The organism is Arthrobacter sp. alpha11c (assembly GCF_054149985.1).
On sequence record NZ_CP196747.1, the window covers coordinates 2,172,940 to 2,194,323 of the forward strand.

Here is a 21,384-nt window from a genome sequence, read left to right on the forward strand (position 1 = left end):
GCTGTCTGGAAGTACTCAGGCTTTGGCGTGGTGCTGGCCGGAGCTTGCGGCGTTGGAGGCACCAAGCAGTTCCGGGGGCAGAAGCAAGGGAATGCCGTCCTCGATCGGGTAACGGACCTTTTCACCGTTCTCGGCGGCAGCCGTTGAAACAAGCTCCTCGCCCTCCTGGACCAGCGGTGAGCCCGTTACGGGGCAGCGCAGGATGGACAACAGTTCAGGACTGACCTTTGGCATGAATGATGCTCCCTGGATGGCGCGGGTGTGGCGCCGCTGGCGGATTTATCTGCAGATTCCAGCCTACAGCGCAGGGCCATCCACCAAGGAGCCGACGACGATTTGAGTCCCGGGCTGGCCGCACTTGGCAGAGCCAGGACGGACCTAGGACGGTTCGCGCAGAATCCGCAAGTGGCCGCGACGCGTACCTTCAACCATGGCGGGCGGCTCGACGTGCGGCCGACTGGTACGTGGTGGGGTGTCCGTTGCCGCTGAAGCTGCTTCCCGCACCGCGTTGGCAAGTGCCAGCAAGTCATCCGGACCAGGCTCGGGAGGTGTTGTTGGCATGGCCAGGCGCAAGACTTCCCAGCCCCGCGGAACTGTGAGGGATGCTGCATGCTGGGCGCAAAGATCGTACGCATGCGGTTCGGCGTACGTGGCCAGCGGGCCGAGGACCGCCGTGGACTCGGCATACACGTACGTCAAAGTAGCCACCGCGGATTGGCGGCAGGCGGACCTTGAACACTGACGAATGGCACCCACAACATCCCAGATTAGCGCCCTTTGGCCCATACCCTGCGCATTGGCTGGCCGTGGCCGCCCGGAAGCTGCAGTCTGCGCCGGTCACGGCGCGCTGTTCACCATGATGTCGCGTTGGAGGTTCCTCGGGACTAAAGTCGATATATGCAGTCACAGCCACATGTTCCTGGCTTCACAATCCGGTGGACTGACGCCGAAGGCGATCAGGCAAAGGAACACACCGGCGCGGATGTCCGTGGTTTCCGGCGTCGCCGGAGAAACCGTCACGGCAGAGGACTGCGTGGGGAACTCATGCTCCCCAGTCTTCCCGGCTTCCGGACCCGTGCCGAGCGTTTCGACGACATGGTGCTGGACTCAGCTGAACGCCTCCAGGACATGTGGGGCAAGCAGTTGGATGGAGTGCTCTTCGCCGTCGACGAAATCCCGCCGAACCTGGAGCAATTGGTCGCCGAAGGTACGGCAGCCCCCATGGGGTCCTACACTCCAAGCAGCCGCGGCGAAGCACCCATGATCGCTGTGTACCGCCGTGTGGTGGAACAGACTGCCGGAACACGGGAAGAGCTCCAGGACCTCGTCCACGACGTCGTGGTGGAGTACACCGCGGAAATGCTCGGTGTCCCCCGGAGACGCTGGATCCCGTGTACCGGCGTCGTTACCAGTAGCGCCTAATAGCCCACTGTCACAGGAACTTTTTCGAGCCCCGCGGCAGCATCCTGGATGCCCAGCACTGAGACGTCGGCGCGGTCCTGCCTACCCAGGATAAGCGCCCCGTACACAGGGTCCCCTGATGCTGAAACCACGTACCCTGCAACCACTGCCTGTCCGGATTTTGCCGGAAGCTCGATCAGCGATGTTGTGCCACCGGACATGTCCACGTCCTCGGACTTGCCCACCTTCCCATCGGCTGTCACCGGTGCGTAGCTAACAGTTGCACGTCCCTCGGGAACACCGAAGCTGAAGAAACTCTGCCCGTCACGGGGCACTGCCACCACATGCTGGCTGCCTAGGCGGGCCGAGGACGGCGACCAAGCGAAATCCGTTGGCTCCTCCGCTTTGGCCCCCCGGGCAATCCGGGTTGAAGCCACGAACGCAACATCGGAACTCGCGCTCACGGTGTAGCTGCCGGCCGGAACGCCGTCGAGGTCCAACGTAGCTACCGTGCCGCCCTTGACGGTCACTACTCCCCCATTGGGGAGCTGGCGCTCACCGTTGGCTCCGTACAGCCGGACTTGAACCACGGCGTCCGTGGACCCAGGTACGGCTATTTGAAGCGCGGGAACGGCATCGGTAAAGCCGGATTTACTGCCCAGCGCCTTGATCGCCGCTGCATCCTGGATGTCGACGCCGGCCATCACCTGCAGGTTGGACGGCCCGGAACCTGGGGACAGGAACTCCACCCCGCCCGGCACCAGTCCGCGCAGCACGCTCTGCTGGATGGTCCCTGCAACGGGTCCGCCCGAGCTGCGGACGTGCACTGCCAGTTGCGATTCGCCGGGGGCAAGGCCGGCAAGGTTAACCGAACGCGTTGTCCCCGGAGCCACCAGGAGACCCCGTGCGCCGGGCGCCTGGATCTGTCCCTGGGCACCGAAGAGGTCCAGGTTGACGGTAGCGGGCGTTTCCGATGCATTGCTGAGGTTCAGGACCGCGGTCCGGCCAAGCGCGGTGTCCGCGCCCAACAGCCAAGCGTCGTTTCCGGGTTGCTGGCACGGAGCCGCCGCAAGGCCGCGGAGGTCGCCGTCCTTGGCTGAATAGCTCAGATTCGCGGCCAAGGAGGCCTGTTCGTTTCCGATCGGGTCAGCACCCACCACGGTAGGAGCGGTCACGGGGCTGATAGTCGCAGCCGCTGCCGCCAAAACCGGTGGACCGGAAGTGGGCGATGGTGTGCTCGTGGGGGTCTTTGCAATCTCCGCAACTGCGTCGCCTGCCAGCGACGTCACTTTGCTGCCGGGAATGGTTCCTGCGGGGTTGCTCAGGACCAGGGCGTTGAGCGCACTGGTTGCAGTGGTGGAAACCGGGCTGAACTCAGCATCGGTGTCCACATCGGATCCCGTGACAAGGCGCGCAGGTTCCGGGCAGACGCCCAGGGAGCGGCCCGCCGGAACATCGGCTTGCCGGATGTCCACTGCAGAGCCGCCAGAGGGCCCTGGAACCATCGAGGTGGCCGCAACCGCTCCGCCTCCCGCGGCAAGGATCACCGCTGCAGACAAGACCCCTGTGATGATCCCCTTATTGGAACTGCGCGCGCCCTTGGCGGAATTGCGGGCGTCTTTTGTGGAGCTGCGTGCATCCTGCGTGGAACCGCGCGTCCCGTGATCGTCCACCTGCTTCTTTGGGTCCTCAGACACTGCTGTACTCCTTACGGAGGGAGACTTCGTCCCTCGACATGCCGGTTCGCGAGCGGCGGGCGGGCATCGGAACGGCCAGCAGCACGGTCAGACCAAACACCACGACCTGCAGGATCCCAAACCAAAGACCCCAAGGGTTGGTGTACCGGATTTCCAGGTTGCCTCCATTGGCCGGAAGTTCGAAAGCCTGGGACCATCCGGAGGTGGTCGACTTCAGCTGGCGCCCATCCATCCAAGCACTCCAGCCGGGATCGGACCGTTCAGCCAGGACCACCCGACGGCCCTCGTCACCCGCGGGCACAGCTGTGTCTACGGACACCTCTGCCGAGGGCAGAGAGCCGATGGCCTCACCTTGAGCGTTGAGAATGCGAACTCTATGGGCGGTGTCTGCGGCGGTGGCGGCAGCGGAATTCCGCGGCGTTACGCGCCACAACCACCCGGCGTCGGTTTGTCCAACAGCAACGAGGCCTGGAACGGCGTCGATCCTGCTGGCGGTCAGCTGGGCTGCGTCATCAGCGGCCTTGAGCACCACAAAACCGGCACCGAGCTGCTCCAGATCGTCGCGGGGGTCCACCCCTGTGCTGGCCACAATGGTGGCCACTGCCCTGCGGAGGGAGGCGGTAGCGGCGTCGTCGGTAGCAATCTCTTCACGACCCGGCGCCCCAATAATGGTCCTGGCCGAGGCGATGGTGGACAAGTCGTCCAGCGTAGTCCCGGCACCACGCATCAAAGAGGACGTAAAGGCGCCCTGCTCGCCGCTGGTGATAACCAACGTTCGCGTACGTTCGGGTCCCTCGCCACGGTCGACGGCGGTTGCCGGCAAGGTGCTGTTGTCCACCGGCCGCACCTGGCGGGCGGAGCCCAAGGATGGTTTCTTACCCGCTTCCGACGCAGCGGCGTCAGCGGTATTGGTAGCGACAGGGGCCTCGGGTAGGGGCTGCAGGACGTTTTGTCCTGCCCATGCCGCAATCCCGGCCAAGGGCCCACCCAGAAGTAGGGCAAGGGCCACACCCGAAGCCACGCGCCGCAAGGGCGACTTCCACCGGGCGGCATCAGACGTTCTGGTGGGAACTGCAAAGATCTTATCGGCACCGAGCAACGCCGCACTGAGCAGCAGGATTCCGGCTGCTGAAACCGCCGGCCCGGTGAACGGACCAACAATCACATTGTTGTTGACACCGGTGGCCACATGGCCCATCAGCCAACTGCTGGCCAACGTAGCCAGCGCGGCCAACCAGAAGACGCGGGCCAGGACGGTGCGCTTGCCGGGAAGGAACAGCGCCGCTACGGCCAAGAGAAGTACAGGGACGCTGACCAGCAGGGCAAGCACCAGGGCCCACGGCACAGCGCCCGGCCCGAACATCCCAAGACCTGTGAGGCCGCCGTCGATGTCGAAAGCCAGGGGCTGGCCCAGGAACTGCTGCCACAGTGGTGCAGCGTCGAAACTGAGCGGCAGGCCCGGATCGGCAAGCAAGGAGCGGGGGCGGTCAAGAACTGAAATGCCGTAGGGAATGAACAGCGCGGCGCTGGGCAAAAGCGACCACCACAGTGTCTTTCCCCGCGGTCCGAGCACCACGGCCACCAGGACGACGACCACCGTCATTGGCCCCAAGAGCGACGGCGCCGATGCAGTGATTGCAGCCATAGCCAAGCCGGCAGCCGCCGCGGCGGTCCAGGACGGCGTGCCGTTGATGCCCGGTTTTCCGAGCACGGGCGTCGGGCGACGAGTGAAAGGTGCCCGTACGGCATGGGCCCCGCCTATCGCCGAGCCCGACGCGCGTATCAGCGCCAGCATGAGCAACGGCATCAGGACGTGGGCCACCAAGGCTCCCGGCCTGCCTTGGTTAATGGCTACCAGCAGTACAGGTGCCCCGGACCAAGCCAGAGCCGCAACAAACCGGAACCGGCGCCGGGTGGTCAAGGCCCCGGCGGCGAACCAGGCACCGATCGCAGACAGTGGCATGGCCAGGATCAGCAACCACACAGTTGCCGCGTTGCCATCGCCACCGCCAAACAAGGAAAGAAGCCACAACACGTAAGCGAAGGGATCACCGTGCCCGGGCAGTCCTGCACCGAGGGAAATCCACCACGTGGAGGCATTGGCCCAGATATCGGAGGGTGACTCGGATAACGGGAGGAGCCCCCCTCCGGCCACAGTTCCTGTGCGAAGGAGGCCGAAGAGCCCAACGAAAGAAGCGGCAAACGCAATGAGGGCAGCGGCAACTGCGCCGGTGCCTACCCATCCGCGTTCGTTGGTGGCCAGCGCTGCGAAATCGTCAGAGGCATCGCCGCTGGGTTCGGGGGCGAGGAGATCCGAGGCCACAGTAGTTTCCTCGCTGGGGCGGATGGCCTCCAGCAGGGAACGCCTGTTGGCACGGACTTCACGCGACGACGCTTGGAGGCCCCGGACCACCGAACGGTGCACGCGGCGGGTCCTCGCCGCAATCCCGCGGCCTCTTGCAATAGCGAGGGGCCGCACCAAGCCGGCGATGGTGGCCGTGAACTGGGAGAATCCGTAGCCCGGTTCCTTGACCAAAACACTCAGCACCAGACGGACGAGTGCGCCCAAGAGCGCCCCCACTGCCTGGAATGGCAGGTTCCACCACGGCGTGTGCTTGAGGCGCATGTGAATTTGTGCCTTGCGCGCCGCCGAGGACGTCCCAAGACCGTGCGGGCGGTGCTCCACATGGAACATGCGCGCGCTTGGCACCACCACCACGCGGTTTCCGGCCAGCCAGTTGCGCCAGCAGAAATCGACGTCGTCGCCGCTGCCCGGCAACGCAGGGTCAAAGCCCTGCAGCTGTTCCCAGACGTCCCTGCGGATCAGCATGCCCGCAGAGTTCACGGCAAAGGTGTCAGTGCGGGCGTCGTATTGGCCTTGGTCCACTTCGTCGGCGTCGATCAGCGTGAGGCGTTCAGCCCAGCGGCTGGTGGACAAGCCGACGTCCACCACGTGGCGATCGTTGTCCCACCCAAGCTGCTTGCAGCCGGCAACAGTTACAGACGTGGTTCGTTCCACGGCGTGGAGAAGCTCGGCCAAGGCATCCGGTGCTGGAGCGGCGTCGTCATGAAGGAGCCAGATCCATTCGACAGGGCCGGGAGCTTCAGCGTTCTTGGCAACGTCCTCGTTTTTGGCAGCATCTTTGGGAGCAAGCTCGTCCAGGCCCGCCTGGACAGCGGCGCCAAAGCCAGATTTTGCCTGGACGAATTTGGTGACGTTTGCTTGCCCCAAGGCCTCACGGAGCAAGTCGAGGGAGTTGTCCGTGGATCCTGTATCAATGCCAATGGCGGCATCTGCCGAACGCGTTTGGTCCGACAGTGCCGCCAAGGTCCTGGGGAGATAGTCCCGCCGTCGTGGGCAACCACGACGGCGGTAACGTGTACTTCCTTAAGAATTAGACTGCCCGCTTCCTTAGCCGGCGACGTTCGCGCTCGGAGAGCCCGCCCCAGATGCCGAATCGTTCGTCGTTTGCGAGGGCGTACTCAAGGCACTGCGAACGGACGTTGCACGCTCCGCAGACCTTCTTTGCATCCCTCGTTGATCCACCCTTTTCCGGAAAGAATGCTTCCGGATCTGTCTGGGCGCACAAGGCGTCAGTCTGCCAACCGAGTTCGCCCTCGTCATCGAAGTCACCTTGGCTCGGCAGTCCGATCCACACCGGCTGTCCTGGGATTTCCTGAGGACGACGCAACTCCATGGGAGGGTCATCCACGTCTTCGTCCGGCCCGGCAGGCAGGTCTCCGATCAACGCTTCGTGTGCAGCGAGGAGGGCAGTTGCTTGATCCTCCAACGACTGCTGCACGTTCTGGTTGTATCGGTCTGCCGCTTCCGGATCCGCTGGGTCCACGTACCAGTCCCCTGGTACTTCCCGCGAACGGTATTTCACCGACGCATGTTCTGCGACGACTGCATCTTCCTGGATACGCAACGCTTGCCCCATGGCGTCCCTCCTGATTTTGCAGCTGCTGCTTGGATGTATTTCCGATTCCCGGCGTTGTTCCCGGAATCTGTGCAGCGGCGTTGATTACTAATTACACGCGTGTAACTACCCACCAGTCAAGCCGCGCCGGGATAATAATCAAGAATCTGTAGAAACGTGGGATGCGCCACGCCCAACGTTTTCCGCCGTGGCGCGGCTAGCCAGGGCTAAAACGGAAGCCCAGCATCACTTTGCATGAACAACTCCTGACATTCCGCGGAATTCCCAAGACCACCCCGGATGTCCATCGACTGGACTTAACGGAGGTGTGTTGCATTTCACATTCTCCTGCGGGCCGACGCCCCCGCCGTGGCAGGATTGATCCATGAGCATCCCGGCAGCGAACCTGATGACCACCCTGCGATCCGGCCATTCCACGTCCCCGAGACTGACGTGGTACGGCCCTGATTCCGAGCGCGTGGAGCTCTCCGGGCGGGTCTTGGACAACTGGGTGGCCAAAACCAGCAACCTGTTGCAGGACGAACTGGACGCCGAGCCGGGCAAGGCTATCCGGCTGGACCTCCCGGCGCACTGGAAATCTTTTGTGTGGGCACTCGCCGCCTGGCAGTTGGGCATGGAGGTGGTCTTCGATGGCTCCGCCGCGGACCTGCTGGTAACTGATACTCCCGACGACGGCGCCGGGGCCGGCTTTGAGGCGGTCGTCGCCGTGCCGCTCGCGGCACTTGCGATGCGCTGGCCCGGCGACTTGCCGCCCGGCGTCGTGGATTATGCTGCGGAAGTCCGGTCCCACGGTGACGTCTTCATGGCGCACAACGAACCGGAAGCCGACCTTCCGGCCGTCCGCGGCAGCGCGGGCCACACCCATGACAGCCTTCTGGACGGATTCGCTGCACCCCAGGAACCCGGCGTCCGGCTTTTGGTTCGGGCGGCCGATGGTTTGGAGCCGGGCCTGGCAGCGTCGTTGGGCGCGTGGAAAGAAGATGGCTCAGTGGTGCTGGTGCATCCCGATCTGGAAGTGACCGGGCATCTGCTTGAGAATGAGCGCGTCAGCCGATCCTGAGATCAGTTCTTGATGGAGGGCACTTCGCCGGTCGGCGGTGCGCCTTGGCCCGCGTCCGCAGCTGACTTCTCCTTGTGATGGAGCTCCAGGATCTCGTGGTCGTGGGAGTAAGCCGGCTCGGCATCCAACTCTTCGTTGAAAACCCAAAAGCGGTATGCGAAGAACCGGAAAATGGTGCCCAGGACGAGTCCGACGACGCTTCCTGCGATAAACAGCGACGGCTTGTCGTTTAAGTCCAGCACGTACTTGGCGAACCACACACAACCGGAAGCAATCAGCAGCCCGACGAAGTTCATGACGGCAAACAGAACGGCTTCACGGACCACGTTCGCCTGTTTGCGATGGCGGAAGGTCCAGAAGCGGTTGGCTACCCAGGAGAACACGCTTGCAACGATCGTCGCAATGGCCTTCGCCCAGACTTCGCTTCCGTGCATCGGGCCCGAAAACAGCCAGATGTAAACTGCCGAGTCAATGACAAAAGCAACACCGCCTACGGCGCCGAACTTTGCAACCTCGCGCCAAAAAAGCGAGGCAAGTCCGCGGATGCGATCTGCAAGTGTGGTGATCATGACCCTCCATGGCCGTTGAAAAGTGGGCCGATGGGCCACATCCATTTTAGCGCCCATTTCCGGCCGTTCCCTTTGAGTCCCCTGTGAGAACGCCGATACCGGGGCCTGCGGCACTGCCAAAGCAGGACTGAACCAACCACTGAACCATGTCCAAATGGTGACGATATGGCGGTTGAATAGCGGCTGAATCAGTGTTCCGGCCGCTGGTTCGGTAGGCTGAACCTTGTGACTTTTCCAGTAATTGGTGTTGTTGGCGGCGGCCAGCTCGCACGCATGATGGCCCCGCCTGCTACCGCTTTAGGCTTCGAACTACGCGTTTTGGCTGAGGGCGAGGACGTTTCGGCTGTCCCCGCTGTGGCCAACGCCCCCATTGGCGACTACAAAGACCTGGACGCTCTCCTTGAGTTCTCCAAGGGCGTGGACGTCCTGACCTTTGATCACGAACACGTTCCCACGGAACATCTGCGTGCCTTGATCGACGCCGGCGTGAATGTGCAGCCCGGGCCGGATGCCCTGGTGAATGCGCAGGACAAGCTCGTGATGCGCGCGGCCATCGATCGCCTCGGGCTGCCCAACCCTGCGTGGGCCGCCGTTGGCTCAGTAGAAGATCTGGTGGCATTCGGCGACAAGATCGGCTGGCCCGTAGTGCTGAAGACGCCGCGTGGCGGCTACGACGGCAAGGGCGTCCGCATTGTTGACTCCGCCGATGATGCCGCTGGTACTGCCGACTGGTTCCAGGCAATGAGTCCCCTGCTTGCAGAAGCAAAGGTGGATTTCAGCCGCGAACTCTCGGCCCTTGTAGCCCGCACGCCCAGTGGCGAATCGCGCGCATGGCCCGTAGTTCACACCATTCAGGTTGACGGCGTGTGCGATGAAGTTATCGCCCCCGCCCAGAACATTCCACTCGAAGTTGCCGCGGCTGCCGAGGGGGCTGCACTACGGATCGCCAACGAACTCGGCGTTACGGGCGTCATGGCTGCTGAGCTCTTTGAGACCCCGGGCGTTGGCGCCGGCTTCCTCATCAACGAACTCGCAATGCGCCCGCACAACACGGGGCATTGGACGCAGGACGGATCGATCACCAGCCAGTTCGAACAGCATCTGCGTGCGGTACTGGACCTGCCACTGGGCGCCACGGATGCTGTGGCGCCGGTATTTGTCATGAAGAATTTCCTGGGTGGCGACAACCAAAACCTCTTTGAAGCCTTCCCCATGGCCTTGGCGTATGAACCAGCTGCGAAGGTGCACTGCTACGGCAAGTCCGTGCGGCCAGGTCGGAAGATCGGGCACGTCAACCTGGCTGGCACATCTGCCTCGGAGGTAGATTCCGTCCGCCAACGCGCCACGGCAGTAGCCGACATCATCCGTGACGGCCGGATGCCCGCACAGACCACCCCCGAGGAGACCGAATGACATCAGCATCGAACAGCCCCGCTCGTAGGTCTCGTCATGGGCTCGGACTCCGACTGGCCCGTCAGTGGAAGCCGCTGCGGACGCCCTGGCCGAGTTCGGCATCCCCTTTGAGGCAGACGTCGTCTCGGCACACCGCATGCCCACCGAGATGATCCGCTATGGCCAGACTGCGCACGAGCGCGGCCTGCGCGTCATCATCGCCGGAGCAGGAGGCGCGGCACACCTTCCTGGAATGTTGGCCTCGGTCACTCCCCTGCCCGTGATCGGCGTCCCTGTTCCGTTGAAGACACTGGATGGTATGGACTCGCTGTTGTCCATCGTTCAAATGCCTGCCGGAGTTCCGGTTGCCACTGTCTCCATCGCCGGGGCACGCAACGCAGGACTCCTGGCTGTCCGGATGCTCGCCTCCGGCACAGATGAACTCGCCAACCGCCTTCGCGAAGACTTGCTCAAATTCGCCCAGGAGTTGAACGACGTCGCCACCAAGAAGGGCGAGAACCTGCGCCACAAGGTGGAAGAGGTCTTTTCCCCTGCCAATGCTTCCGCCCGGAGCAGCCGCTAGGAGGGCAGCGGATGACCACCATGCACAAGAACCAGAATCAGTCCGGCACCGCCCTGACTGATCCAGTCCGCTATCCATCCGGGGCCAGCGCCCCGGTGCGGACCAAACGCGCCTTCGTGCTGGTCCTCCTCACCCTCTTCATCCCCGGCAGCGCCCAGATCGTGGCAGGTGACCGCAAACTGGGCCGCCTCGCCCTGCGCATCACCCTCACTGTGTGGGCGCTGGCCTTGCTGACGCTCTTGATTGCGTTGGTGAACCGGAGCATGCTGCTCAGCATCGTCACCCATCCGGTGGGCTCGCTGTTCATCATCGTTGTCCTCGTTGCCCTGGCTTTGGGCTGGGCCTACCTGTTCTTGAACACCCTGCGGATCATCCGGCCCAACCTGCTGGCACCCGGGATGCGGCCTATCATTGCCGTCGTCCTTGCCGTAACAACAGTGCTGGCCAGCGGATCATTGGGCTACCTTGCGTACGTTTTGAACGTCAGCCGCAACGCGATCGGCAGCATCTTCAACGCCGGCCCTGCCATCGATCCCGTGGATGGTCGCTACAACTTCCTGATGATGGGAGGCGACGCCGGTGATGACCGGACGGGCAGGCGTCCGGACAGCCTTTCGGTCATCAGCGTCGACGCCAAAACCGGTGAAAGTGCCATCATTTCCGTGCCCAGGAACCTGCAGAACGCCCAGTTCAGCGAGGGCTCGCCCATGCGGAAGATCTACCCCGATGGCTATAACTGCGGCGACGAATGCCTCATCAACGCCGTCAACACCGAGGTCACCAACAACCACAAGGACCTGTACCCGGGCGTTGCCGACCCTGGCGCGCAGGCCACCCTTGAGGCTGTATCCGGGACCTTGGGTATCACTGTGCAGGCGTACGTGCTGGTGGATATGGACGGGTTCGCCAAGCTCATTGATGCCATGGGCGGCATCCGCATCAAGGCTGGCGGCTGGGTACCCATCAGCGGTCCCGTCACGGACGAGGCCAACGGGATCCACGGCATGCCCGATGGCTGGATCCCCGCCGGCGACCAGCACTTGGACGGCTTCCACGCCCTTTGGTATGGCCGTTCCCGTGAATTTGTTGACGACTACGCCCGAATTGCACGCCAGCAATGCGTACAGCAGGCCATGCTCAAGCAGCTGGACCCCGGTACGCTGCTGACCAAGTTCGAGGACATCGCCAACGCAGGCACCAAGGTGGTGGAATCCAACATCTCCTCCGCGCAGCTCGGAAGCTTCGTGGACCTTGCCTTGAAGTCCAAGAGCCAACCGGTCAAGCGCCTCACTATTGGTCCTCCCGATTTCGATGCCTCGTTCTCCACGGTGCCGGACTTCGATCTGATTCACTCCAAGGTCCAGGAACTGTTGACCTCCCAGAACAGCCCCAAGGCCAATGACTCAATGGTGTCCAACAACGGCAATGCGGGCTCTCATGTCGCGGCAGCGGGCCCGGTCCAGGGCAGCTTCCCGGCCGGGATTCCCGCGGGCCAGCAGCCCTCGCCGTCGTCCTCGGATTTCACGCCGGTGACCACCACGCCGGACGGTACGCCCATCACGGAAGAACTGCTCAACGGCCTCAAGGCCCAGGGCGACGAGCAGGGCATCCGGGATCTCGTGGCAACCAATGGGCAATGCGCCCCGCTGTAGCACCAGCAGCATCACCACCTCACGTTCAGCGCGACGATAAGGACTTTCCTTCGTGTATCAGATTGAGAATGTTTTGCGACCCTACGCGTGGGGTTCGACGACGGCGATTGCCGGCTTGCTGGGGCGGCCGGCGTCAGGTGGTCCGGAGGCAGAAATGTGGATCGGCGCCCACCCTGATTCCCCGTCCACAGCCATTCACCCGAATGGGGTCACACAACCCCTCGACGCCCTGATCGCCTCGGATCCTACCCACTTTTTGGGAACTGACAGCCTTGCCGAGTTCGGGCCCCGGCTTCCCTTCCTTACCAAGATTCTGGCCGCAGAGCAGCCACTTTCTTTGCAGGTGCACCCTAGCTTGGAGCAAGCGCGCGAAGGCTTCGCCCGCGAGAATGCCGCCGGGATCCCCGCTGATTCCTCCGAACGCAACTACCGGGACGATAACCACAAGCCGGAGATGATTTTTGCGCTCACGCCGTTCCGGGCATTGTGTGGGTTCCGTTCCACTGCAGCAGCCAAGAGTGTTTTTGAGCACCTTGCCTCAGTGCTGGATTCCGCCGCGGTGGAGGTCCCCGCAATCATCAGCGGCGTAATTTCCGATCTCAGCATTCCTAACGAATCCGAAGCCCTCAAAGCTGCCTTCACACACCTGATCGAGGGCGGGAGCGAGGTCTCGGACGCCATTCTCGAGGTAGAAGCCGTCCTGCGTGCGGGTGCCCCCCAGGAGCCCCACGAAGAGGCGCTGGCTGCAATGCTGGGGATCGATGAGGCTTTCCCCGGCGATCCTGGTGTGCTCATTTCCCTGCTCCTCAACCATCTTTCCCTGCAGCCGGGTGAGGCCGTGTACCTGCCGGCCGGCAACGTCCACGCCTACCTTCACGGCCTGGGCGTGGAAGTCATGGCTTCCTCGGACAATGTGCTGCGCGGCGGACTCACCCCCAAGCATGTGGACGTCCCGGAACTGATCAAGACCATCCGCTTCGAATCGATGGGCGTGCCCCGTGTTGAGGCCAGCGGAACGGAGTTTGGCCAGGAACTGTACCGCCCGCCCTTCAAGGAGTTCCAACTCCAGCGGATCGAACTCGGCCCGGGTGCCGAACCGGTGCCGCTGGCACAGTCCGGTCCCGCCGTCGTCGTGGTTGTTGCCGGTTCCGTGGTGCTCGACTCGCCCAAGAGCGACCTCCCGCTGCAGCGTGGCGGTGCCGCGTTCATCCCTGAGGTGGAGAACCCGGTGAATGTTCATCCCGTACAAGGCGCCACCGATACGAGTATTGCCTTCGCCGTAACAACAGGACTGGGTAAATGAGCGTGGACTTCTTTCTGCAGACGCCCGCTTGGGCTGACGTCCAGCGCTCGCTCGGCCGCCGGGTCCATGAGCAGTCAGGTCCCGGATGGAGCTTCCTCGCGATAGAGGAAAAGAACCCGGCGGGCAAAGTCATCTACGCCCCGTATGGGCCTGTGGCAAAGTCCGTGGACGCCTTCGACGCCGCGACGGCGGCCTTGGTGGAATTGGCGAAGAAGGAACGTGCTGTCTTCGTCCGCATGGAACCTGTATCAGCGGGCTTTACTGCGTCCGAGGCCGATGCGCTCCTCCGTTCCCGCGGCCTGCAGCCGGCGCCCGTCAACCTCCAGCCGGAGTTGAGCTGGATCGTGGACCTTGAGGGCGATTTCAAGGACGTCCTTGCCGGAATGAAGCCGACCAACCGGAACCTCTACCGCAACATCCACAAGAAGGGCGTGACGTTCCGGGCATCCCAGGATCCTGCGGACATCAAAGTTCTCCTGCATTTCCTCCACCTGACGGCAGCACGCAACGGCTTCAAGCCACAAAGCGATGAGTACCTCACCCAGGTGGCTGAATGTTTGCTACCGTCCGGCGCCGGAACGCTGTTCATAGCTGAACTCGAGGGCGAGCCGATCGCTGCCGCGTTCACCTACGATTCCTCGGACACGCGCACCTATGCCCATGCCGCACTGGACGACACCCACCGCAAGCTCAGCGCCGGTATTCCGCTCCTGGTCAACCTCATGGCAGATGCCAAGGAGAAGGGCCTGAAGCACGTGGACCTCTGGGGCGTGGCCCCTGAAGACCAGCCGGACCACAAATGGGCAGGCTTCACATCCTTCAAGAAGTCCTTCGGAGGCCGCGAAGTGGCCTACCCCGGCACATGGGACCTCCCGGTGAACAAACTCCGCTATGGCGCCTACCAACTGGCCAGAAAACTCCGCGACAAGCTCCGCTAGGCCAGTTCCCCCAAGTCAACACAAGGAACGCGTACCTCCACCACCCACTTTGACGCCGCCTGAATCACGACACGCCCAGACTCCCGGCGTGTCCGCAGGTTTCCAAAGTCAAAGTAGGTGATGAGAGCACACCTCGCCCACACCCCTCCCCCAAAAATCGCGCGCAAGCGGAGCCCGTAGCGCACACAGAAGGACGGCGAGTATCGCGAAAGCGGCATCAAATCGACGAGGTACGAGGAGATAGCCGCCGAGCGATGCTCGCCGTCCTTCTGTAGCTACGGGATTACGGCTTGCGCGCGTACGTCTCCCACTTGGATGCGTGGTGCTCAGCATCAACGAAGCGAACTGTGCCTGACTTGGAACGCATCACGATGGACTGCGTCAGTACGCGGTCCTTCGAGTAGCGAACGCCGCGGAGGAGGTCGCCGTCGGTGATGCCGGTGGCTGCGAAGTAGCAGTTGTCCGAGGTGACGAGGTCGTTGGTGGAGAGGACGCGGTCGAGGTCGTGTCCGGCGTCGATCGCTTTCTGCTTCTCATCGTCCGACGTAGGCCACAGGCGGCCTTGGATAACACCGCCGAGAGACTTGATGGCGCAGGCGGCAACGATGCCTTCGGGGGTTCCACCGATACCCATCAGTGCGTCCACGCCGGTTCCGGACCGGGCGGCGGCAATGGCACCTGCGACGTCGCCGTCCATGATGAATTTGGTGCGCGCACCGGCTTCACGGATTTCTTCCACGAGCGGGCGGTGCCGGTCGCGGTCCAGGATCATGACGTTGAGCTGGTTGACCTTGACGCCCTTTGCCTTGGCGATCAGGTGCAGGTTCTGCTTCACAGGCAGGCGCAGGTCCACCATGTCGGCAGCTTCGGGGCCTGTGACGAGCTTTTCCATGTAGAAGACCGCGGAGGGATCGAACATGGAGCCGCGTTCAGCCACTGCCAGGACGGCAAGGGCGTTGTTGATGCCGAGGGCGGTCAGGCGGGTTCCGTCGATGGGGTCCACGGCGACGTCACACTCGGGACCGGTGCCGTCACCAACCTGCTCGCCGTTGAACAACATGGGGGCTTCGTCTTTTTCGCCTTCACCGATGACCACGACGCCATTGAAGTGGACGGTGTGAAGGAACGAACGCATGGCGTCGACGGCGGCGCCGTCTGCCTTGTTCTTGTCGCCGAAACCTACCCAGTGGCCACCGGCAATTGCCGCGGCCTCGGTGACACGGACGAGTTCCAGCGCCAGGTTGCGGTCGGGTTCGTCGGTGCCGACGGCGAGCGACGGCGAAATCGTGGAATACTGCTGGGTCATTGGTGCAGGAGACACTTGAACCTCTTCTTCGAGTGACGATTCACGGGACCGGACACGGTTGCACGAGGCAACCTGGGGTCCCTCTATGAACGATCATAGTCGCCGCATGCGTTTGGAGTCGCTGGATGACCACGGCCGGCAATTCCTGCGGTGAGGTTCCCGGTTGTGTGTTCACAGCCGGGATGAGGGACTATGGAGGTGTGAGTGAAACGCAGGACAAGCCCGCTGCCGGCAACCAGCCCAAGGCCGCAGAGGCAAACCCCAACAGCGCCCCGGACGCCCTGGATGCCCCTTATAAACCCGTCATTCCGGCAAAAGCCGCCAAGCGGGCCAACGCCTCCGTCATTGGCATGATCATTGCCCTGGTGCTGTGTGTCCTCGCGTTCCTTCCTATTGTGTTGATGAACCCTGCACCGAAGGGCGAGGGCTTTCGGCCCGCCGTTGACGTTGCTTCCATAGCCCGCAACGCTGCCGATGTGGCGGGATTCACACCTGTCACGCCGGAAACCGGCGACACATTCAAGCCGAACTACGCCCGCTGGGAATCCGGCACCGGTACGGGCGTGCCCACCTGGGAGGTTGGCTACCTGACTCCCAAGGAAGCCTTCATTGGCCTCACCCAGACCAGCAAGGCGAATCCCACGTGGGTGCTGCAGCAGACCGGCAACATGCCGGTAACCGGCGCCCGTAACGCCGGTGGCCAGGATTGGGAGCTTCACGATTCCGGCAAGGACAAGCGCAGCATGGTGCTCAACTACCGCGGAACCACCATCATCCTGAGCGGCACGGCGAACCTTGAAGAGTTCGCCAAGCTGGCCGCCGCCGTCGTTAAGTCCGCGGACCAGGCCGCTGCAGCGTCCCCATCTGCAGCGCCGTCCTCATAAGCACACGCAGCGCAACAGTTTTACGGCCCGCCACCTCCGGGCCGTAAAGTAATCAGGTGCCTACTTATCTGACTCCCGCCCTTGCCTGGCGCCGCCTCCAAGAGGGCAACGAACGTTTTGTTGCCGGCGAATCCCTGCACCCCAACCAGGACGCGTCCCGGCGCTCATCACTCATCGAGAACCAGAACCCTTTCGCCGTCATCTTTGGCTGCTCCGACTCCCGCCTCGCGGCCGAGATTATCTTCGATCTCGGCTTGGGCGACGCCTTCGTGGTGCGCACCGCCGGCCAGGTGATCGACGACGCCGTCCTCGGTTCCCTTGAATACAGCATTGCCGAGCTCCGTGTTCCACTCATCGTCATTCTGGGCCACGACAGCTGTGGAGCCGTGACTGCTACCAAGGCTGCTGTGGAAACCGGCGAGATGCCTGTGGGATTCATCCGCGACCTCGTGGAACGCATCACCCCGTCCGTCCTAACTGCCAAGCGCAATAGCCAGGAAGACGTCAACGACATGGTGGTGGAGCACGTCAAGCAAACCTCAGCGAGGCTGGCCGACAGCTCACGTGTGATTTCGGACGCCATCGACGACGGCCGCGTGGCTGTGGTGGGCTTGTCCTACAAGCTTGATGAAGGCCGTGCGGCCCTCGTTTCCGGGATCGGCAAGCTTTAGTGGCACGTGCTCCGGCCTCCGCGCCGGAGCACGTAGCACTCCCTTCCGGGTTTTCGATGCGGGACCCAATCGCCCTAAGCTAGCCCCATGACTTCCACCACTGAGTTCCGTATTGAACATGACACGATGGGCGAAGTTCGCGTCCCCGTGAACGCCCTGTACCGCGCCCAGACGCAGCGTGCTGTGGAGAACTTCCCCATCTCCGGCAAGACGCTTGAGCGCACTCACATCGAAGCCCTTGCACGCGTCAAGAAGGCCGCTGCACTGGCGAACGCCGAACTGGGGGTGCTCGATGGTGAGCTCGCCGAGGCCATCGCCGCAGCTGCCGATGAGGTAGCCACCGGCAAGTACGACGGCGACTTCCCGATTGACGTCTTCCAGACCGGCTCGGGCACTTCCTCCAACATGAACACCAACGAGGTCATCGCTGAGCTCGCTTCGCGTGCCCTCGCCGCTGCGGGCAGCGACAAGGTGGTCCACCCCAACGACCACGTGAACGCTTCTCAGTCCTCCAACGATGTGTTCCCGACGTCCGTTCACGTTGCCGCCACGTCTGCCCTGATCAATGACCTGATCCCGGCCCTGGAATATCTGGCAGCTTCCCTGGACCGCAAGGCCGAGGAGTTCAAGGACGTCGTCAAGTCCGGCCGCACGCACCTCATGGATGCCACGCCGGTCATGCTCGGCCAGGAGTTCGGTGGCTACGCCGCCCAGGTCCGTTACGGCATCGAGCGCATCAATGCAGCCCTCCCCCGCGTCGCGGAGGTCCCCCTGGGTGGCACCGCTGTTGGCACCGGTATCAACACTCCCGCCGGCTTCCCGGAGCGCGTCATCGAACTGCTCGCAGCCGACACCGGCCTGCCGCTGACCGAGGCCCGCGACCACTTCGAAGCACAGGCAAACCGCGACGGCCTCATCGAGGGCTCCAGCCAGCTGCGCAACATCGCGATCTCCTTCATGAAGATCAACAACGACCTCCGCTGGATGGGCTCCGGCCCCAACACGGGCCTCGGCGAGATCGCCATCCCGGACCTGCAGCCGGGCTCCTCGATCATGCCGGGCAAGGTCAACCCCGTTATCTGCGAAGCCTCCATCATGGTGTGCGCCCAGGTTATCGGCAATGACACCGCGATTGCCTGGTCCGGGACCAACGGCGCCTTCGAATTGAACGTCGGCATCCCCGTTATGGCCGCCAACCTGCTGGAGTCCATCCGCCTGCTGGCCAACACCAGCCGCGTGATGGCGGACAAGATGATCGATGGCATCACCGCCAACGTTGAGCGCGCCCGCTTCCTGGCCGAGGCGTCCCCGTCCATCGTGACCCCGCTGAACAAGTTCATCGGCTACGAGAACGCCGCCAAGATCGCAAAGATTGCCGTCAAGGAGGGCCTGACCATTCGCCAGGCCACCGAGAAGCTTGGCTTCGTCGGCGAGGGCGAGGGCAAGGTCACCGAGGCAGAGCTCGACAAGGCCCTCGACGTCACCACCATGACGTCTCCCGCTCACAAGAACTAACACTCAGAGCACGACGGCGGCCGGTACCTTTCGCACGAAAGGTACCGGCCGCCGTCGTACCCGGGAGTTTGTGGGGGCCTCAGCTTCACCACCCCCCGCCGAAAGATTTTGCACTTTCCTTTCAAGAGTGCAAAACTTTACTTTGTGAGCAATAGTGCAAATATCGACGGCGGCCTGCGCGAGCGCAAGCGGGCCGCCACACGTTCGGCGATTACCGCCGTCGCCCGTTCCCTCACCGCAGAACGGGGGCTGAACGGATACACCGTGGAACAGGTCTGCGAAGAATCGGGTATCTCGCGCCGTACGTTCTTCAATTACTTCCATTCCAAGGAAGACGCGGTGATCGGCGCGTTCTCGGACGAACTGCCCCAGGACGCGATCGAAGATTTCAACCGTGGGCCCGTACAGAACGCTGACAGCATCTCGGGCACTTTGCTCGCCGCATTGAACCAGCTCACGTTGACCATCATGGAGCGTTCGGCAATCAGCCGGTCCGAGGTCCACCAACTCATCGCCGCCATCAAAGCCGAGCCCCAACTCCTTGGCCGGATGACGCTGGAAGGCGAAGCCCGTGAGCGGCAATTCGCCGAACTCATCGCGGACCGTGAAGGCCTTACACCCGGGCACCCGGAAATCGTCATGGCCGCAGCCGTATTCGGAGCCGTCTCAAAGAAGACCGCGCAGCAGTTCTTCTCCGAGGACAATGTCCGGCCCTACCGCGAACTTCTGCGTCAGAACCTCGCCGCAGCCCAAAAACTCTTTGCCCAACCGCTGGACACCACATCTGCAGAAACCCCGAAGGATCACGCATGAGTACCCTTTCCAAGGCAGCCGAGCCGCTGCTGTTGACCCAGAAAAGGATCTGGATCATTTTCTCGGCGCTGATCGCAGGCATGCTCCTGTCCAGCCTCGACCAAACCATTGTTTCCACTGCCATGCCCACCATTGTGGGCAAGCTGGGCGGGGTGGAGCACCAGGCCTGGATCACTACGGCCTACCTTCTGGCCACCACCATCGTTATGCCGATCTACGGCAAGTTCGGCGACATCCTTGGCCGGCGGAACCTGTTCCTCGTAGCCATCGCGTTGTTTACGCTCGCTTCGGTGGGTTGTGCCTTCGCCACGAATTTCTGGGGCTTCGTGATCTTCCGTGCCATCCAGGGCCTCGGCGGAGGCGGCTTGATGATCCTCTCGCAGGCCATCATTGCCGACGTCGTCCCGGCTAAAGAGCGCGGCAAATACATGGGTCCCTTGGGGGCCATCTTTGGCCTGTCAGCCGTGGTTGGTCCGCTGCTGGGCGGATTCTTCGTTGATCACCTGACGTGGGAATGGGCTTTCTACATCAACATCCCCATCGGCATCGCAGCCTTCATCACGGCTTGGTTCACCCTGACGTTGCCGAACAAGAAGGCTGAGAAGAAGATCGACCTCCTGGGTGTCCTGTTCCTCTCCGCGGCCACCACCTGCCTCATCTTCTTCACCGATTTCGGTGGCAAGAAGGATGAGGGCTGGGATTCCCCACTCACGTGGGCCTTCGGAGCCGGCATGGTTCTGGCGGCATTTGCCTTCGTGATGGTTGAACGGCGTGCTGAGGACCCCATCATTCCTCTGAGCCTGTTCAAGAACCCCATCTTCATCAACGCTACGGCCATTGGCTTCACGCTGGGCCTGGGAATGTTCGCAGCGATCGCTTTCGTACCTACCTTCCTGCAGATGTCCTCCGGGACCTCTGCCGCCGAGTCTGGGCTGCTCATGTTGCCAATGATGGTTGGCTTGATGGGTACGTCCATCTACTCCGGCATCCGCATCTCCAAGACCGGCAAGTACAAAATGTTTCCGATCCTTGGCGCCTCACTGACCATCGCGGCCATGTTGTGGCTGACCACCCTCACGGCTGAAACTCCGATCTGGGTCATCTGCGTCCAGCTCTTCCTCTTCGGCGCAGGCCTCGGCCTGATCATGCAGGTCATCGTCCTGGTGGTACAGAATTCCGTTCCGGCAGACCAGATTGGCACGGCTACCAGCACCAACAACTACTTCCGTGAGGTGGGCGCTTCCCTGGGGGTCGCCGTCTTCGGTTCCATCTTCACCAACCGCCTTGCTGAATCCTTGACCAACGCCTTTACTGGGGCAGGTGCATCTGCCGAGCAGGCTTCGCAGTCCACCAGTACCTTGGATCCCCAAGCCCTGGCTCAACTGCCTGAACAGCTTCGCGACGCGATAGTCAACGCCTACGCCAACTCGCTGGCACCCGTGTTCTGGTACTTGGTTCCCTTCATCGCCATCGCATTGCTGTTGGCCATCACCCTCAAGCAGATTCCCCTCTCGGATACTGCCGGCATGGTGGCGCGAGGCGAGGCCGTTGGTGGTGCGGAAGCTGAACGCCTCGAAGCCGAACGCCTGGAAGCCGCTGTGGCCGCGGCCGAGGGACAAGAGCCCCAGCGGGCACCGGCTGACGCCGGCGCCAAATAGC

At 62.8% G+C, this 21,384-nt stretch carries 16 protein-coding genes and 3 pseudogenes; 12 read left to right on the forward strand and 7 right to left on the reverse strand.

Annotated elements, in window-relative coordinates; genetic code table 11:
- Window positions 1-15: 15 nt before the first annotated feature.
- A complete protein-coding gene (locus tag ACTAQJ_RS09840) occupies window positions 16-234 on the reverse strand; it encodes a Trm112 family protein (protein ID WP_498701861.1) in 219 nt (72 codons plus the stop codon).
- A 144-nt stretch (window positions 235-378) separates the two neighbouring features.
- Complete coding sequence (locus tag ACTAQJ_RS09845) at window positions 379-786, reverse strand: DUF3499 domain-containing protein (protein WP_431119095.1); 408 nt, start codon at window positions 784-786, stop codon at window positions 379-381.
- Window positions 787-897: 111 nt separating this feature from the next.
- Here ACTAQJ_RS09845 and ACTAQJ_RS09850 point away from each other — a divergent pair.
- A pseudogene (locus tag ACTAQJ_RS09850) lies at window positions 898-1,415 on the forward strand (metallopeptidase family protein).
- Window positions 1,416-1,418: 3 nt separating this feature from the next.
- Here ACTAQJ_RS09850 and ACTAQJ_RS09855 read toward each other — a convergent pair.
- The 3 genes and pseudogenes from ACTAQJ_RS09855 to ACTAQJ_RS09865 form a co-directional block, all read right to left on the reverse strand.
- Window positions 1,419-3,098: a DUF5719 family protein gene (locus tag ACTAQJ_RS09855; protein WP_498701862.1), complete on the reverse strand. Its 1,680-nt coding sequence runs from the start codon at window positions 3,096-3,098 to the stop codon at window positions 1,419-1,421.
- Window positions 3,091-6,464 (reverse strand): annotated as a pseudogene (locus ACTAQJ_RS09860) (glycosyltransferase). The gene ACTAQJ_RS09855 and the pseudogene ACTAQJ_RS09860 overlap by 8 nt, the downstream one beginning before the upstream one ends.
- A gap of 29 nt (window positions 6,465-6,493) precedes the next feature.
- On the reverse strand, window positions 6,494-7,039 hold the full coding sequence (locus ACTAQJ_RS09865; RefSeq protein WP_431119087.1) for a WhiB family transcriptional regulator: 546 nt from the start codon (window positions 7,037-7,039) through the stop codon (window positions 6,494-6,496).
- A 364-nt stretch (window positions 7,040-7,403) separates the two neighbouring features.
- On the opposite strand from ACTAQJ_RS09865, the gene ACTAQJ_RS09870 reads away from it, so the two are divergent.
- On the forward strand, window positions 7,404-8,099 hold the full coding sequence (locus ACTAQJ_RS09870; RefSeq protein ID WP_498701863.1) for a TIGR03089 family protein: 696 nt from the start codon (window positions 7,404-7,406) through the stop codon (window positions 8,097-8,099).
- Window positions 8,100-8,101: 2 nt separating this feature from the next.
- Here the strand turns inward: ACTAQJ_RS09870 and ACTAQJ_RS09875 are convergent, their stop codons facing one another.
- Window positions 8,102-8,668, reverse strand: coding sequence for a GtrA family protein (locus tag ACTAQJ_RS09875; protein WP_477515210.1), 567 nt, complete (start codon window positions 8,666-8,668; stop codon window positions 8,102-8,104).
- A 225-nt stretch (window positions 8,669-8,893) separates the two neighbouring features.
- Here ACTAQJ_RS09875 and ACTAQJ_RS09880 point away from each other — a divergent pair, with 225 nt between their 5' ends.
- From ACTAQJ_RS09880 to ACTAQJ_RS09900, 5 genes and pseudogenes are all read left to right on the forward strand, one after another.
- Window positions 8,894-10,081, forward strand: coding sequence for a 5-(carboxyamino)imidazole ribonucleotide synthase (locus ACTAQJ_RS09880; protein WP_498701864.1), 1,188 nt, complete (start codon window positions 8,894-8,896; stop codon window positions 10,079-10,081).
- A 36-nt stretch (window positions 10,082-10,117) separates the two neighbouring features.
- Window positions 10,118-10,643 (forward strand): annotated as a pseudogene (gene purE / locus ACTAQJ_RS09885) (5-(carboxyamino)imidazole ribonucleotide mutase).
- Between the two features lie 11 nt (window positions 10,644-10,654).
- Window positions 10,655-12,295, forward strand: coding sequence for an LCP family protein (locus ACTAQJ_RS09890; RefSeq protein WP_498701866.1), 1,641 nt, complete (start codon window positions 10,655-10,657; stop codon window positions 12,293-12,295).
- Window positions 12,296-12,347: 52 nt separating this feature from the next.
- Window positions 12,348-13,598 carry a mannose-6-phosphate isomerase, class I gene (gene manA / locus ACTAQJ_RS09895; RefSeq protein WP_498701867.1) on the forward strand — a complete coding sequence of 417 codons (1,251 nt, stop codon included), beginning with the start codon at window positions 12,348-12,350 and terminating at the stop codon, window positions 13,596-13,598.
- A 2-nt stretch (window positions 13,599-13,600) separates the two neighbouring features.
- Window positions 13,601-14,536 carry a lipid II:glycine glycyltransferase FemX gene (locus ACTAQJ_RS09900; protein ID WP_498702170.1) on the forward strand — a complete coding sequence of 312 codons (936 nt, stop codon included), beginning with the start codon at window positions 13,601-13,603 and terminating at the stop codon, window positions 14,534-14,536.
- Between the two features lie 283 nt (window positions 14,537-14,819).
- On the opposite strand, the gene glpX is transcribed toward ACTAQJ_RS09900, so the two are convergent.
- Window positions 14,820-15,842 (reverse strand): class II fructose-bisphosphatase, encoded by a 1,023-nt coding sequence (gene glpX, locus ACTAQJ_RS09905; RefSeq protein ID WP_431120164.1) that lies wholly within the window; start codon window positions 15,840-15,842, stop codon window positions 14,820-14,822.
- Between the two features lie 200 nt (window positions 15,843-16,042).
- Here glpX and ACTAQJ_RS09910 point away from each other — a divergent pair, with 200 nt between their 5' ends.
- The 5 genes from ACTAQJ_RS09910 (at window position 16,043) to ACTAQJ_RS09930 (ending at window position 21,383) form a co-directional block, all read left to right on the forward strand.
- Window positions 16,043-16,726 carry a DUF4245 domain-containing protein gene (locus ACTAQJ_RS09910; protein ID WP_498701868.1) on the forward strand — a complete coding sequence of 228 codons (684 nt, stop codon included), beginning with the start codon at window positions 16,043-16,045 and terminating at the stop codon, window positions 16,724-16,726.
- 56 nt (window positions 16,727-16,782) lie between these two features.
- Entirely contained in the window at window positions 16,783-17,397 is a 615-nt protein-coding gene (locus ACTAQJ_RS09915) for a carbonic anhydrase (protein ID WP_431119073.1), read from the forward strand.
- A gap of 87 nt (window positions 17,398-17,484) precedes the next feature.
- Window positions 17,485-18,912, forward strand: a complete 1,428-nt coding sequence (locus ACTAQJ_RS09920; RefSeq protein ID WP_442002671.1) for a class II fumarate hydratase — start codon at window positions 17,485-17,487, stop codon at window positions 18,910-18,912.
- A 144-nt stretch (window positions 18,913-19,056) separates the two neighbouring features.
- Window positions 19,057-19,725, forward strand: a complete 669-nt coding sequence (locus ACTAQJ_RS09925) for a TetR/AcrR family transcriptional regulator (protein ID WP_498701869.1) — start codon at window positions 19,057-19,059, stop codon at window positions 19,723-19,725.
- Entirely contained in the window at window positions 19,722-21,383 is a 1,662-nt protein-coding gene (locus ACTAQJ_RS09930) for an MDR family MFS transporter (RefSeq protein WP_498701870.1), read from the forward strand. Before ACTAQJ_RS09925 ends, ACTAQJ_RS09930 begins: the two co-directional genes overlap by 4 nt.
- Window position 21,384: the final 1 nt, after the last annotated feature.

Bases quoted from the DNA above. Each gene is read 5' to 3' on its own strand.
- ACTAQJ_RS09840 (WP_498701861.1), bottom strand. From the start codon at position 234: ATGCCAAAGGTCAGTCCTGAACTGTTGTCCATCCTGCGCTGCCCCGTA.
- ACTAQJ_RS09845 (WP_431119095.1), bottom strand. From the start codon at position 786: ATGGGCCAAAGGGCGCTAATCTGGGATGTTGTGGGTGCCATTCGTCAG.
- ACTAQJ_RS09865 (WP_431119087.1), bottom strand. From the start codon at position 7,039: ATGGGGCAAGCGTTGCGTATCCAGGAAGATGCAGTCGTCGCAGAACAT.
- ACTAQJ_RS09870 (WP_498701863.1), top strand. From the start codon at position 7,404: ATGAGCATCCCGGCAGCGAACCTGATGACCACCCTGCGATCCGGCCAT.
- ACTAQJ_RS09875 (WP_477515210.1), bottom strand. From the start codon at position 8,668: ATGATCACCACACTTGCAGATCGCATCCGCGGACTTGCCTCGCTTTTT.
- ACTAQJ_RS09890 (WP_498701866.1), top strand. From the start codon at position 10,655: ATGACCACCATGCACAAGAACCAGAATCAGTCCGGCACCGCCCTGACT.
- glpX (WP_431120164.1), bottom strand. From the start codon at position 15,842: ATGACCCAGCAGTATTCCACGATTTCGCCGTCGCTCGCCGTCGGCACC.
- ACTAQJ_RS09920 (WP_442002671.1), top strand. From the start codon at position 17,485: ATGACTTCCACCACTGAGTTCCGTATTGAACATGACACGATGGGCGAA.
- ACTAQJ_RS09930 (WP_498701870.1), top strand. From the start codon at position 19,722: ATGAGTACCCTTTCCAAGGCAGCCGAGCCGCTGCTGTTGACCCAGAAA.